The sequence below is a fragment of the Amycolatopsis thailandensis genome (assembly GCF_002234405.1).
Taxonomy (GTDB): domain Bacteria; phylum Actinomycetota; class Actinomycetes; order Mycobacteriales; family Pseudonocardiaceae; genus Amycolatopsis; species Amycolatopsis thailandensis.
Window position 1 is genome coordinate 58,352 of record NZ_NMQT01000046.1, and the last position, 12,396, is coordinate 70,747.

General features: G+C 68.8%; 12 protein-coding genes. 8 read left to right on the plus strand and 4 right to left on the minus strand.

Annotation, left to right across the window (positions count from 1 at the left end; all coding sequences use genetic code 11):
- Nucleotides 1–6: 6 nt before the first annotated feature.
- A complete protein-coding gene (locus CFP71_RS14005) occupies nt 7–1,224 on the minus strand; it encodes an MFS transporter (protein ID WP_093934283.1) in 1,218 nt (405 codons plus the stop codon).
- An 89-nt stretch (nt 1,225–1,313) separates the two neighbouring features.
- On the opposite strand from CFP71_RS14005, the gene CFP71_RS14010 reads away from it, so the two are divergent.
- Genes CFP71_RS14010 through CFP71_RS14025 form a run of 4 tightly spaced genes read left to right on the plus strand, consistent with a single transcriptional unit; the run spans nt 1,314 to nt 4,826 of the window.
- Nucleotides 1,314–1,883, plus strand: a complete 570-nt coding sequence (locus CFP71_RS14010) for a TetR/AcrR family transcriptional regulator (protein ID WP_093934284.1) — start codon at nt 1,314–1,316, stop codon at nt 1,881–1,883.
- A 9-nt stretch (nt 1,884–1,892) separates the two neighbouring features.
- On the plus strand, nt 1,893–3,119 hold the full coding sequence (locus CFP71_RS14015) for a sensor histidine kinase (RefSeq protein WP_093934285.1): 1,227 nt from the start codon (nt 1,893–1,895) through the stop codon (nt 3,117–3,119).
- A complete protein-coding gene (locus CFP71_RS14020; protein ID WP_093934298.1) occupies nt 3,119–3,772 on the plus strand; it encodes a response regulator in 654 nt (217 codons plus the stop codon). The genes CFP71_RS14015 and CFP71_RS14020 overlap by 1 nt, the downstream gene beginning before the upstream one ends.
- A gap of 19 nt (nt 3,773–3,791) precedes the next feature.
- Nucleotides 3,792–4,826, plus strand: a complete 1,035-nt coding sequence (locus CFP71_RS14025; RefSeq protein WP_093934286.1) for a serine hydrolase — start codon at nt 3,792–3,794, stop codon at nt 4,824–4,826.
- A 73-nt stretch (nt 4,827–4,899) separates the two neighbouring features.
- Here the strand turns inward: CFP71_RS14025 and cysC are convergent, their stop codons facing one another.
- Entirely contained in the window at nt 4,900–6,729 is a 1,830-nt protein-coding gene (gene cysC, locus CFP71_RS14030; protein ID WP_093934287.1) for an adenylyl-sulfate kinase, read from the minus strand.
- On the minus strand, nt 6,729–7,637 hold the full coding sequence (cysD, locus tag CFP71_RS14035; RefSeq protein WP_093934288.1) for a sulfate adenylyltransferase subunit CysD: 909 nt from the start codon (nt 7,635–7,637) through the stop codon (nt 6,729–6,731). Before cysD ends, cysC begins: the two co-directional genes overlap by 1 nt.
- Before the next feature lie 77 nt (nt 7,638–7,714).
- On the opposite strand from cysD, the gene CFP71_RS14040 reads away from it, so the two are divergent.
- The gene (locus CFP71_RS14040) at nt 7,715–8,182 is read left to right on the plus strand and encodes a nuclear transport factor 2 family protein (protein ID WP_093934289.1); all 468 of its coding nucleotides are present in this window, start codon (nt 7,715–7,717) and stop codon (nt 8,180–8,182) included.
- Between the two features lie 48 nt (nt 8,183–8,230).
- Here CFP71_RS14040 and CFP71_RS14045 read toward each other — a convergent pair whose 3' ends face one another.
- A complete protein-coding gene (locus CFP71_RS14045) occupies nt 8,231–9,118 on the minus strand; it encodes a helix-turn-helix domain-containing protein (RefSeq protein WP_093934290.1) in 888 nt (295 codons plus the stop codon).
- Nucleotides 9,119–9,205: 87 nt separating this feature from the next.
- Between CFP71_RS14045 and CFP71_RS14050 the strand changes: the two genes are divergently transcribed.
- Genes CFP71_RS14050 through CFP71_RS14060 form a run of 3 tightly spaced genes read left to right on the plus strand, consistent with a single transcriptional unit; the run spans nt 9,206 to nt 12,325 of the window.
- Nucleotides 9,206–10,375: a DUF1214 domain-containing protein gene (locus CFP71_RS14050; RefSeq protein WP_167406118.1), complete on the plus strand. Its 1,170-nt coding sequence runs from the start codon at nt 9,206–9,208 to the stop codon at nt 10,373–10,375.
- Entirely contained in the window at nt 10,372–11,154 is a 783-nt protein-coding gene (locus CFP71_RS14055) for an SDR family oxidoreductase (protein WP_093934292.1), read from the plus strand. Before CFP71_RS14050 ends, CFP71_RS14055 begins: the two co-directional genes overlap by 4 nt.
- Nucleotides 11,155–11,164: 10 nt before the next feature.
- A complete protein-coding gene (locus tag CFP71_RS14060) occupies nt 11,165–12,325 on the plus strand; it encodes a sulfotransferase family protein (protein WP_093934293.1) in 1,161 nt (386 codons plus the stop codon).
- The last annotated feature ends 71 nt before the right edge of the window (nt 12,326–12,396 follow it).

Sequence of the window (12,396 nt, forward strand, 5' to 3'; positions counted from 1 at the left end):
AGAACATCACGCGCAGCCGACGCGGGATTCCCGCTCCGGCGGGACGGCACTCACCCTTGAGAGGGAACGGACGCCGAAGTTGTAGGTAGTGGTCGCTTCCTTGGGGGCGAACAGGACCCCGAGAACGGCCGTCGCCGCGGCGGCGAGGAAGCCGGCGCGCAGGTCGATCAGGTCACCGAGCAAGCCGATGAGCGGTGCCCCGGCGGCCTGGCCGAGTGCCAGCATCAGGAAGGCCACACCGACACCGAACGCGGGCGCCGTCGGATAAGCCCTGGTGCCCCAGAGGATCAGCACGCCGGTCAGTCCGATGTAGACGGCGCCGAACAGCGCCGCCGCGATGACGAGCGCCGGGAACGACCGGGTGGCGAGGGCGAAGAGCGCCGTGGCGAGCGCGAACAGGATCATTCCCGCCGACCAGGCCCGGCGCAGTCCCGCCCGCGAGGTCAGTTCGGCGGTGAAAGCCCCGGCCAGGCCGACCGCGCCGAGGACGATCCACACCACCGTCGACTCGGTCTCGCCGAGCCCGCCGACGCTCACGGCGATGTCCCGGCCGAACGTCCAGATCGCCGCACTGGCCAGGCCGAGCGTCGCGGCGGCGGGCAGCAGCCGTCCGGTGGCGGGCGGGAACAGCGGCGTCGGCAACCCGCGCGGGCGATCCTCCTTGACCGGCGGCACGACACGGGCGATCCACAGGGTGACCAGCGCCGAGGTCGCGGCGAAGGCCCACCAAGCCAGCCGCCAGTCGCCGATCGCGAGCAGCGAGACCGGACCCGAGATCAGCACGCCGAGCCCGGTCCCGGCGTTCACCACGGACTGGGCGCGGTCGCGGCGGGTCACCCGGACGACACGGGAGACCGCGTCCGCGAGGGAGGGGGAGGCCAGGCCCGTGCTGGCGCCGGCGAGGACGACACCGAGCGCGAGGACCGCGGTGTTCGGCGCGGCCGCGATCAGCGAGGTCCCCGCGGTGGCGGCCGTTCCCGCGGCGAGTGCGCCCGTCCGCGCGCCCCAGCGGGCCGTGACGGCGGTCGAAACGACGACGGCCAGGCAGTACGCGACGTAACTTCCCGCCGCGACGGCGCCGAGCGTGCCGCCGTCGAGATCGAATTCGGTCCGGAGGGTCGGCGCGAAGAGCCCGTACGCGTACCTTGCCAGCCCATAGGTGACCGCGATCAGCGACAACCCGGCCGCGGTGAGCATCAGCTCGCGTTTGTGGGAAGAAACCATCGGATCGCCTCCTTGTGTATACCGATCGGTATACCTGAGGAGTGTTCCTGCATTTCGCGCTCAGGTCAACCGATCGGTATAGTCGAGGAATGCTGACTCCAGCCGGCGAGCGTGTCCTGGCGGCCGCGACCGAGCTCTTCTACCGGGAGGGCCTGAACGCGGTGGGCGTCGCGGCCGTGGCCGAGACCGCGGGCGTCACGAAAAAGACGTTGTACGCGTGCTTCGGTTCGAAGACGGAGCTCATCGTCGAGTACCTGCGACGGCGGCACGACGTCTGGTGGGCGTACCTCGAAGAGCGGCTGGCCGAAGCCGATCCGCCCCGGGCGCTCGTGGTCTTCGACGCCTACATCGACCATCCCGGGCTCGGGAGCGACAGGGGTTGCGCCTTCCTCAACGCGGCCGCCGAGCTGCCCGCCGGGCATCCCGGGCTCGACGTGATCCGGCGGCACAAGGAGGCCGTCCGGGCGAAGTTCGCGGAACTCCTCCGCGAGGACGCTCCGGGCGCGCCGGATCCGGAGCGGCTCGCGGAGCAGCTCTTCCTCCTGCTGGAGGGCGCTGTCGCGCACACCGGCATCGACGGCGACGCGCACCGGGTCACGCTCGCGAGGGACATCGCGGAGATACTGATGAGGGATCCGCGCGAAGTCGGCACACGCTAGAAAGAGCGCATGCGACTTTTCGGCCCGCTCGTGGACCGGGCGACCTACCGCCGGTGGGTCTACTTCATCCTCGGTGGCGCGCTGAGCGTGCCGTATCTGCTCTTCGCCGCCATCGTGGTGCCGTCGCTGCTGCCGCTTGTCGTGACGATGGGGCGCGGGATCGTCATCGCGATGATCACCGTCGTCCTGGTGGTGATCGCGTCGTCGTTCCTCCCCGCCGTCCGGGTACTGGAAGGCGCGGCCGTCCGGGAACTGCTGGACGATCCGGTGCCCGGGGTGACGTTCGGGCCCGCGGGGAGCTGGCCGGTCCGGCTGCGGTCCAGCGCGATGTTCCTGCTGCACGTGGCCACCGGTTGTGTCGTCAGCCTGGTGAGCCTGCTCGTACCGGTCGCCTTCGGCTTCTCGGTCGCGGCGCCGTTCACCGGCCGGATAGCGCTGTCCACAGAGGACCCGATCTCGGTGCCGAAAGGCTGGGCGAGCGCCTGGATCCCCGCGGCCTTCCTGCTCGGTCTCGTCGTGCTGGCATACGTCGTCTGGGCGGCAGGCGCGGTGCTGACCCGCTGCGCCAAGAGCCTGCTGGGGATCTCGGCCGCCGAACGGATCGCCCAGCTGGAGAAGCGCACCGAACAGCTCGCCGAACGCAACCGGCTCGCGCGGGAACTGCACGATTCGGTCGGCCACGCGCTGAGCGTCGTGACCATCCAGGCCGGGGCCGCGCGCCGGACCCTGCGGTCGGATCCGGAGTTCACCGAACAGGCGCTCACCGCGATCGAGGAGTCGGCCCGGGCCGCGCTGGACGACCTCGACCACGTGCTCGGGCTGCTGCGCGAGGAAGCGTCGTCGCGGGCGCCGCAATCGGGACTGACAGAGCTTTCCGCGCTGGTCGAGGCCACACGGCTGGCCGGCGCCGAGGTGACGGCGGAGGTCCGGGGCGAACCGGCGTCGGTGCCGCCGGTCGTCTCCCGCGAGGCGTACCGGATCTTGCAGGAATGCCTGACGAACGCGTTGCGGCACGCCGGTAAGGTGCCGGTGACGGTGCTCGTCGACGCCGAAGCGGAGCTGCTGCGGTTGCGGGTGGCCAACCCGCTCGGCGCCGCGGCGCCGTCACGGGACGGGGGCGGCCGGGGGCTCGCGGGAATGGCGGAACGGGTGGAAGTGCTCGGGGGCACGATCACCGCTGGCCGCGCGGACGGATTCTGGAAGGTCGAGGTGGCGGTGCCATGGGGGAAGCGGTGATGAGCATCGGGGTGCTGCTGGTCGACGACGAACAGCTCATCCGGGCGGGGCTGCGGGCGATCGTCGCCTCCGAGCCCGATCTGGAGGTCGTGGGCGAGGCTGCCGACGGCGCCGAAGTACCCGGCCTGGTCTCGCGATTCCGGCCCGACGTCGTGCTGATGGACGTCCGGATGCCCTCGGTCGACGGGATCCGCGCGACCACGCATCTGATGTCCACTATGGATAGTCCGCCGAAGGTGATCGTGGTGACCACCTTCGAAAACGACGACTACGTCTACGACGCGCTGCTCGCCGGCGCGAGCGGCTTCCTGCTGAAGCGGGCGCGGCCCGAGGAGATCGTCGCGGCGATCCGCACGGTGGCGGCGGGGGAGTCCCTGTTGTTCCCGGCCGCGATCCGGCGGCTGGCCTCGCAGCAGGCGAACCGGGCTCCTCAGAACGGTCTCGCCGACTCCGGGCTCACCGAACGCGAACGCGAGGTGCTGCGGCTGATGGCGGCCGGACTGTCCAATGTGGAGATCGCGGGCGAGCTGTACCTCGGCGTGCAGACGGTGAAGACGCATGTCGGGAACATCCTCGCGAAACTCGGCGCGAGGGACCGGACACAAGCGGTGATCAAGGCCTACGACACCGGATTCGTCACACCGGCGGGCTGAAAGCGGTAGGGTCCGCGAGGTGGACACGAACGTCAACCGTCGTCGCGTGCTGGGGCTGGGAACGGTCGCCGCCGCGGGCGCGGTACTCGGGACAACGCAGATCGCCCATGCCGCCGAGTCCGGTCCGGACACCGCGGCCGCTGACGCCTCGGCCGCCGCGCGCCGGATTTCCCAGGTGTACGCCCGGGAAACGGCGAAGGCGGGTGGCACCTGGTCGTCGTACGTCAGCGTCGCCGACACCGCCGGGAACCTGATCCCCGCCGTCTCCGAGCGAGCCGACGAGGTGGTCGAGGCCTACAGCGTCAACAAGATCGCGGTCGCGACCGCGGTACTCGACAAGATCGACCGCGGACTGCTCACTTTGGACCAGCGCGTCGACGTCACGGCCGACATCGTCATCAAGGACACCGACGGCATCTTCGGCCTCGACGGCGCGTACCCGAGCTCGATCACTCTCGGGCACGCGATGGCCGCGCTGCTGACGCTGTCCGACAACACCGCCGTCCGCCTGTGCGGGCTGGTCGTCCCCGCCGCGGAGGTCAACGAGATCCTGCGCGGCAAGGGATTCGTGCACACGCAGGTCGTCCCGGTGGCGAACCCGAACCGCTTCTTCCTCGGGAAGACGACCCCGGCCGAGACGCATACGCTGCTTCGGAAACTGGTCGGCGGGACGCTGCTTTCGGCGAAGTCCACCGAGTACCTGCTGAACATCCTGCGTTCGCTGAGCGCGTTCACCGACGGCGTGCGCCTCGGCCTGAACTCGGCCGAGCGGCTGCGGGTCGCCACGAAGGCGGGCTGGTTCAACGACGGCCGCAACGAAGCGGGCGTGATGTTCAGCGCGGACGGCAAGCCGATCCTGACCTACTCGCTGTTCGCGTCCGGTCGGTTCGCGGGCGATCCGGCGGTCAACAAGGACGACTACGCCGCGACGCATCCGGCTCTGAGGGCACGGACGAAGCTCGGGAAGACGATGTTCCGGTCGGTCGAGAAGCTGACGGCCGCCACCGCGCGCACCTACGCGACCGCGCCGTACCGGGCCTCGAACGGCGGCTGAAGGACGCTTTACCCGCATAGGACGAGGCGAAGGGCGCTTTACCCGCGTCGGATGCGGGTAAAGCGCCCTTCAGCTACTCCAGGGCGGCGAGGATCAGCGCGGCCATCGCGGCGGGGTCCCCGTTTTCCGGGCGTAGCAACAGATCCGGGTTCTCCGGCCGCTCATAGGGGGCGTCCACCCCGGTGAAGCCGCTGATCTCGCCCGCCCTGGCCTTCGCGTACATCCCCTTGGGGTCGCGGTCTTCGCAGACCTCGAGCGGGGTGTCGACGAAGATTTCGAGGAACGGCAGCCCGGCCGCCTCGTGCGCGGCGCGGGCGAGTTCGCGGTCGGCTTGGTAGGGGCTGATCAGGGAGACCACCGACACCACACCGGCGTCGGCGAACAGCTTCGCGACCTCGGCGACGCGCCGGACGTTCTCGGCGCGATCGGCGGGACTGAAACCGAGGTTCCCGTTCAGTCCGTGCCGGAGATTGTCGCCGTCCAGCAGATACGCGGGCCGCCCGGACGCGACCAGCCGTCGCTCCAGCTCCACGGCCACACTCGACTTCCCGGACGCGGAAAGCCCGGTGAGCCAGACGGTGAGCCCGCGGGTCGGGCGTTCCGCCCTGGTGACCGCGGCGGTGTGCCAGACGACGTTCGACGCCGTCACACTCGGTCCGGTGATCATGCCGGCCGCGACCGTCGCCCCGGAATGTTCGTCGACGAGGAGGAAACCGCCGGTGGACCGGTTGCGACGGTAGGAATCGAACAACAGTGGCTGCCGCGCGCGCAACCGAATCCGGCCGATCTCGTTGAGGGACAACGCTTTCGCGGTCTCGTCGCGGTGCAGGGTGGTGACGTCGAGCCGGTAATCCAGATCGCGGATCTCGGCCTTGGTCTCCCGGGTGGTGTGCCGGACGACGTAGCTGTTCCCGGTTTTCAACGCCCCTTGTTCGGAGAACCAGCAGACCATCGCGTCGACGTCCCGGCTGGTGTGCGGACGGTTCCCGGGACGGCAGATCAGATCGCCGCGTCCGAGGTCGAGGTCGTCGTCGAGTTCGATCGTGACGGCCTGAGAGGCGAAGGCTTCGGTGACCGTGGACCCACCCGGACCCCAGATCGCGCGGACCGTCGTGGTGAAGCCGGACGGCAGCACGGCGACCTCGTCACCGGGTTTGAACACCCCGCCCGCGACGGTGCCCGCGTACCCGCGGAAGTCACGGCTGTGCTCCCGGATCACGTACTGCACCGGGAATCGCGCGTCGATGAGGTTGCGATCCGAGGCCACATGCACCTGTTCGAGATGGTGCAGCAGGGAAGTGCCCTCGTACCAAGGCATACTGGCGCCGCGATGCACGACGTTGTCACCGTGCAGCGCCGACATGGGTACGAAAGTGAGGTCGGGCACCTGGAGTTTCATGGCGAAGCGGCGGAAGTCCTCGCGGATCTCTTCGAAGCGCTCCTGCGACCAGTCGACCAGGTCCATCTTGTTGACGCACAACACCAGATGCGGGATTCCCAGCAGACTCGCCAGGAACGCGTGCCGTCGCGACTGTTCGAGCACGCCTTTGCGGGCGTCGATCAGGATCAGCGCGAGGTCCGCCGTGGACGCCCCGGTGACCATGTTCCTGGTGTACTGCACGTGTCCCGGGGTGTCGGCGATGATGAATTTCCGCCGCGGTGTCGCGAAGTACCGGTGGGCGACGTCGATCGTGATGCCCTGCTCGCGTTCGGCGCGCAGGCCGTCGGTCAGCAGCGCGAGGTTCGGATACGCCTCGCCGCGGTCACGGCTGGTGCGTTCGATGGCTTCGAGCTGATCGGTGAACACCGTCTTCGAATCGAACAGCAGACGGCCGATCAGGGTCGACTTCCCGTCGTCCACGCTGCCCGCTGTCGCGAGCCGGACCAGCTGTGAGGCGCCCATCAGAAGTAGCCTTCCTTCTTCCGGTCTTCCATGCCCGCCTCGGAGATCCGGTCGTCGGCGCGGGTGGCGCCGCGTTCGGTGAGCCTGCTGGCCGCCACCTCGGTGACCACTTCGGCCGGTGACGTCGCGGTCGACTCCACGCAGCCGGTGCAGGTCGCGTCGCCGACGGTGCGAAAGCGGACTGTTGCCTCGTAAGGGGTTTCGTCTTCGCCCAGGGTGAGGAAGCGGGTGTGCGCGAGCAGCATCCCGTCCCGTTGGACGACCGGGCGACGGTGCGAGTAGTAGATCGACGGCAGGTCGACGTCCTCGGCCTCGATGTACTGCCAGATGTCGAGTTCGGTCCAGTTCGACAGCGGGAAGACGCGGATGTGCTCGCCCTTGCGATGCCTGCCGTTGTAGAGGTCCCAGAGTTCCGGCCGCTGATTGCGCGGATCCCATTGGCCGAACTCGTCGCGGAAGCTGAACACGCGCTCCTTGGCGCGGGCCTTCTCCTCGTCGCGCCGGGCGCCGCCGAAGACGGCGTCGAAGGAATACTCGCGGATCCCGCGCAACAGGGCGGCGGTCTGGAGGCGGTTGCGGCCGGCCTTCGGGTCTTCGATGACCCGGCCCGCGTCGATGTCGTCCTGCACGCTGGTGACGACGAGCCGGAGTCCGTACCTGTCGACCGTGCGGTCCCGGAACTCGATCACCTCGTCGAAGTTGTGCCCGGTGTCCACGTGCATCACCGGGAACGGCGGCGGTGACGGCCAGAACGCCTTGGCCGCCACGTGGAGCATCACCATCGAGTCCTTGCCGCCGGAGAACAGCAGGACCGGTCGTTCGAAGGTCGCCGCGACCTCGCGGAAGATGTGCACGGCTTCGGCTTCGAGTGCTTCGAGATGGGTGAGCTCGTAGGTCGGCGACACCATCGTGACCTCCGTGGTTGGAGATCAGAAAAGTAGAACAAGTTCTTGTGCTTGGTCAAGGGGAGGAGGACGCTGTCGGCATGGACCTGGTCGCGCTCGAAGAGATCCGTCGCCTCAAAGCCCGCTACCTCCGGTGCCTCGACCTCAAGCTGTGGGACGAGATGGCCGGGACCCTGACGACCGACGCGCACGCGCGCTTCGGCACGCCGTCGTACGGCGAACCCCTGAACTTCGAAGGGCGTGAGGCGATCATCGGGTTCTTCCGGAACGCCGTCGGTCCCGGTGTGACCACCGTGCACTTCGCCGGGCAGCCGGAGATCGACGTCGACGGCGACACCGCGACGGGCACGTGGCTGATGCGGGACAAGGTGATCGTGCCCGAGCACCGGGTGGTGATCGAGGGCGCGGCGTACTACGAGGACACCTACCGGCGGGTGGACGGCGCGTGGCTGACCGCCTCGACCCAGTACGACCGGCTGTACGAAACGATGATGTCGATGGACGACGTGCCGAGCCTGAAACTCACCGCGAACCGCTGGTCCTCCTGACCGCGTTTTGTCCTCTGGATGCGGTCCTTGCGTATGCAACTACCGCATTCAGAGGACGAAACGCGTAGGGCGGCGGCCGCCGGATTCGGCGGTGACGGCGTCGGCGGTGGCGACCAGCGCCGCGCCCCGTCGCGCGATCTCGGCGCCGGTGATCGGCTCGCCGACCGACAGCGTGAGCACCAGCTCCTGCCTGCCCGAAGCGTCGAACGTCGGCGCGGCGAGCAGGCTCACGGCGTGTTTGCGGCGCGGCTCCAGGTCGGCGCCGAGGTAGACGCGTTCGCCGAGACTCGAAACGAGTTCGCCCACCAGGGCCCGCACTTCCGGCGGCAGTTCCTCCGCGCCGACGCCGGCCATCAGCGCGTAGAGCCGCCGTCCGGCCGAGGTCAGGCTTTCCACCAGGTAGCCGTGTTCGCGGCATTCGGCGACGACGTGACGCAGGTGCGCTTCGTCGAGGCGCACCGGCACCGCCGGGGGTTTGGCGAGCCACGCGTCGAACGCCGCGTCGGAATCCCACAGCACGTACATCAGGCCGACCGGCGGTGCGAACGGGTAGGTCTCGCCGAGTTTGACCCGGCCGGGCCCGGCGCTCTGCAGCATCAGGATCCGGTCGCCGACGACGGCCGACGCCGTGCACGTGGCGCCGTATCGCCTGCTCAGGTCGTCCAGATGCCGTCGTGCGACCTCGCTCGCGCCGAAACCCTCGCTCGCGACGCGGCCGGCGGCGACCATCGCCGGCCCGAGCCGGTAGGTGACCGGACCCGGGTCCCGGACCAGGTAGCCGCCCGCGGCCAGTTCGGTCACGATGCCGAGGCAGGTCGGCTTCGCCAGGTCCAGTTCGCGCGCGAGTTCCGACAGGCCGAATCGGCGGCCCGGGTGCGCGGCGAAGAAATCGAGCAGCCGCACGACTCGCTCGGTGGGCGGTGAGCGTCGAGTCATTGACCCATCCTTAGAACGCGTTCTAGTCTTACGCAGCGAAGAACGTACCAAGTCGGTACGTATTTGTACCAGCATGAGGAGTCGCCGGTGCTCACTCAACCGTTCGCGGACGCGATCGTCGAAGCCGAGAAGGTCATCGCGGAGGCGCCGCACATCCGGACCGAACAGGACCTGGTCGAGGGCTACGATTATCTCGCCGGCAGCATCCGCGCGTCCCTGCAGATGGCGTGGGCCTACGAACGGGACTATCCGTTCTTCACCCAGTCCACCGGGCCGTACACGAAGATGGGCCTGGACAACCCGGACACGCTGTACTTCAACGCGAACATCCGCGAGGACCGCGAGTACGTCGTCACCGGGACGCGGGGGAGCACCGCCGACGTCAGTTTCCAAGTGCTCAACGGCGACTACTCACCCGTCGAGGTACCGGACAGCCTCGCCGCCTTCGACGACCGTGAGATCGAGATCGCCGAGGACGGCACGTTCGAACTCCGCTTCGGACCGGCGAAACCCGACCCCGGCCCCAACTACTTCATCCTCGGCCCCGGCTCGTCGATGCTCGTGGTGCGCGAGGTCTACAGCGACTGGGCCACCGAACGCCGCGGCACGATCCAGATCCAGTGCGCCGACACCGCGGGCGGTTCGCCCGCGCCGCTCACCCGCGACGGGCTGGCCAAGCGCTACGGCGTCTCCGGCAAGATCCTGCTGAGCAGGCTGCGCACCTTCCTCGCCTTCCCGAAGTGGTTCTACCTGAACCTGCCGGTGAACACGATGACCGAACCGCGTCCGACCCCTGGCGGCCTGACGACGCAGTATTCCTCGGCCGGACACTACGAACTCGGCGACGAGGAGGTCATGATCGTCACGGTTCCGCGCTCGGACGCGCCGTATCAGGGCATCCAGCTCGGCAGCGTCTGGTACCTCTCGCTCGACTACATCAACCACCAGACGAGCCTCACCGCCGACCAGGCGCGGGTCGACCCGGACGGCAAGATCCGGTTCGTGATCAGCGAACGCGATCCCGGCCTGGCCAACTGGCTCGAACGCACCGGGCACGATCGGGGCTACGTCCAGATCCGCTGGCAGCGGCTGTCCCGCGCGCTCGACGTGGCCGACGGCCCCGAGGTCGAGGTGGTGAAGTTCGGCGAACTCGCCGACAGGCTGCCGTTCCACGACGAGGCCCGGGTGACCCCGGAGGAGTGGGCGGCCCGGATCGCGGCCCGCCAGGAAGCTGTCGCGGGGAGGATGCTGGGATGACGGATCTCTTGCGGGACAAAGTGGTCGTCGTCTCCGGAGTCGGACCGGGACTAGGCCGGTCCATCGCCGTGCGCAGTGCCGCGGCGGGTGCGGACGTCGTCCTCGCCGCCCGCACCGAATCGCGGCTCGCCGAGGTCGCCAAGGAGGTCGACGCGCTCGGCCGCCGCGCGGTCACCGTGCCCACCGACATCACCGACGACACTTCGGCCGCGAACCTCGCCGAAGCCGCGCTGAAGGCGTTCGGCCGGGTGGATGCCTTGGTGAACAACGCTTTCGCGATCCCGCCGATCATGGATCTCGCCGACGTCGACCTCGCCGACGTGCGGGCGGGCTTCGAGACCAACGTGCTCGCGGCGCTCCGGCTCACCCGGCTGTTCACGCCTTCGCTCGAGGAGAGCGGCGGCTCGGTGGTGATGATCAATTCGGCGGTGCTCCGGCATTCGCGGCGGACGTTCGGCGCGTACAAGATGGCGAAGGCGAGCCTGCTCGCGCTCGCCCAGAGCCTGGCCTCGGAACTCGGGCCGCGCGGGATCCGCGTCAACTCCGTGGCGCCCGGCTACATCTGGGCGGACTCGCTCAAGTGGTATTTCGCTTACCTGGCCAAGGAACGCGGTGTGCCGCCGGAACAGGTGTACGCCGAGACGGCGGAGACGATCGACCTGCGCCGCCTCCCGGAACCGGACGAGATCGCCGACACCGTCGTGTTCCTGGCCTCGTCGCTCGCCCGGTGCGTCACCGGTCAGTGCCTCGACGTCAACGCCGGTGAATACCACCACTGAAGGGGAGAACATGCTGCCAGGGCGGGAAAACGTCGGCACCGTGGAGGATCTGCACGCGTCCGCGGCGAAACTCACCGGGCTGGACGACTTCGGCGGCGAAGACCACCTCGAAGGATTGCGGGTCCTGCTGGACTCGTATGCCGGTGAGGCCGGTTTGACGCCGTACGGCAACAAGATCCATCGCGCGTTCCTGCGCGGTGCCCTCGTGGCGAGGTCGTTGAGCGAGGCGTCCTGGAAGCAGAACCCACAGTACGCCGACGTTCCCGTCGAGCGGCCCATCTTCGTCACCGGCCTGCCGCGCACCGGGACCACGGCGCTGCACCGGCTGCTCACCGAGGACCCGGCACACCAAGGGCTGGAAGTGTGGCTCACCGAGGTGCCGCAGCCACGGCCGCCGCGTGAGACCTGGGCGGAAAACCCGGTCTTCCAAGGGATCCAGGCGGGTTACGAGAAGCACCACGTCGAACATCCCGAGTTCATGGGCCTGCACCACATGTCCGCGGATCAGGTCGAGGAATGCTGGCAGCTCCTGCGGCAGTCGCTGAAATCGGTGTCCTACGAATGCCTCGCGCACGTGCCGTCGTACTCGCGCTGGCTGGACGGGCAGAGCTGGACCGACGCCTATCGCAGGCACCGCCGGAATCTCCAGCTGATCGGCCTGCCCGACGCGAAACGCCGCTGGGTACTCAAGAACCCGAGTCACATCTTCGCGCTCGACGCCTTGCTGGAGGTGTATCCGGACGCGCTGATCGTCCAGACCCACCGCGCGCCGAGCACGATCATCGCGTCGGTGTGCAGCCTGAACGAACAGGCCTCGGAGGGCTGGTCCGACGTCTTTCGCGGTGACGTGATCGGGCGCGGCCAGCTGGATCTGTGGGCGCGGGGCGCGGAGAGGTCACTGGAGGCGAGGAAGCGGCACGATCCGGCGCAGTTCTGCGATGTCCGGTACGAGGACTTCGTCGCGGACCCGATCGCCACCGTCGAGGGGGTCTACCGGCACTTCGGGCTGTCGCTGAGCGGTGAGGCACGGGACGCGATGACCGCCGTGCACGCCGAAAGTCGTTCCGGGGAAAGGAAACCCGTGCATCGGTACGATCTGGCCGATTTCGGGCTCACCGCGGGCGAGGTCGACGAACGCTTCTCCGCCTACCGTGCGGCTCACTCCCTCTGAAACGCATTTCGTCCTCTCAATGCGGTCCTTGCGTGTGCAAGTACCGCATTCAGAGGACGAAATGCGTGGGG

What these genes read in the sequence shown, in the direction of transcription:
- CFP71_RS14060 (WP_093934293.1), top strand. Translation starts at nt 11,165, where the DNA reads ATGCTGCCAGGGCGGGAAAACGTCGGCACCGTGGAGGATCTGCACGCG.
- CFP71_RS14020 (WP_093934298.1), top strand. Translation starts at nt 3,119, where the DNA reads ATGAGCATCGGGGTGCTGCTGGTCGACGACGAACAGCTCATCCGGGCG.
- CFP71_RS14045 (WP_093934290.1), bottom strand. Translation starts at nt 9,118, where the DNA reads ATGACTCGACGCTCACCGCCCACCGAGCGAGTCGTGCGGCTGCTCGAT.
- CFP71_RS14055 (WP_093934292.1), top strand. Translation starts at nt 10,372, where the DNA reads ATGACGGATCTCTTGCGGGACAAAGTGGTCGTCGTCTCCGGAGTCGGA.
- CFP71_RS14010 (WP_093934284.1), top strand. Translation starts at nt 1,314, where the DNA reads ATGCTGACTCCAGCCGGCGAGCGTGTCCTGGCGGCCGCGACCGAGCTC.
- CFP71_RS14005 (WP_093934283.1), bottom strand. Translation starts at nt 1,224, where the DNA reads ATGGTTTCTTCCCACAAACGCGAGCTGATGCTCACCGCGGCCGGGTTG.
- cysC (WP_093934287.1), bottom strand. Translation starts at nt 6,729, where the DNA reads ATGGGCGCCTCACAGCTGGTCCGGCTCGCGACAGCGGGCAGCGTGGAC.
- cysD (WP_093934288.1), bottom strand. Translation starts at nt 7,637, where the DNA reads ATGGTGTCGCCGACCTACGAGCTCACCCATCTCGAAGCACTCGAAGCC.
- CFP71_RS14015 (WP_093934285.1), top strand. Translation starts at nt 1,893, where the DNA reads ATGCGACTTTTCGGCCCGCTCGTGGACCGGGCGACCTACCGCCGGTGG.
- CFP71_RS14040 (WP_093934289.1), top strand. Translation starts at nt 7,715, where the DNA reads ATGGACCTGGTCGCGCTCGAAGAGATCCGTCGCCTCAAAGCCCGCTAC.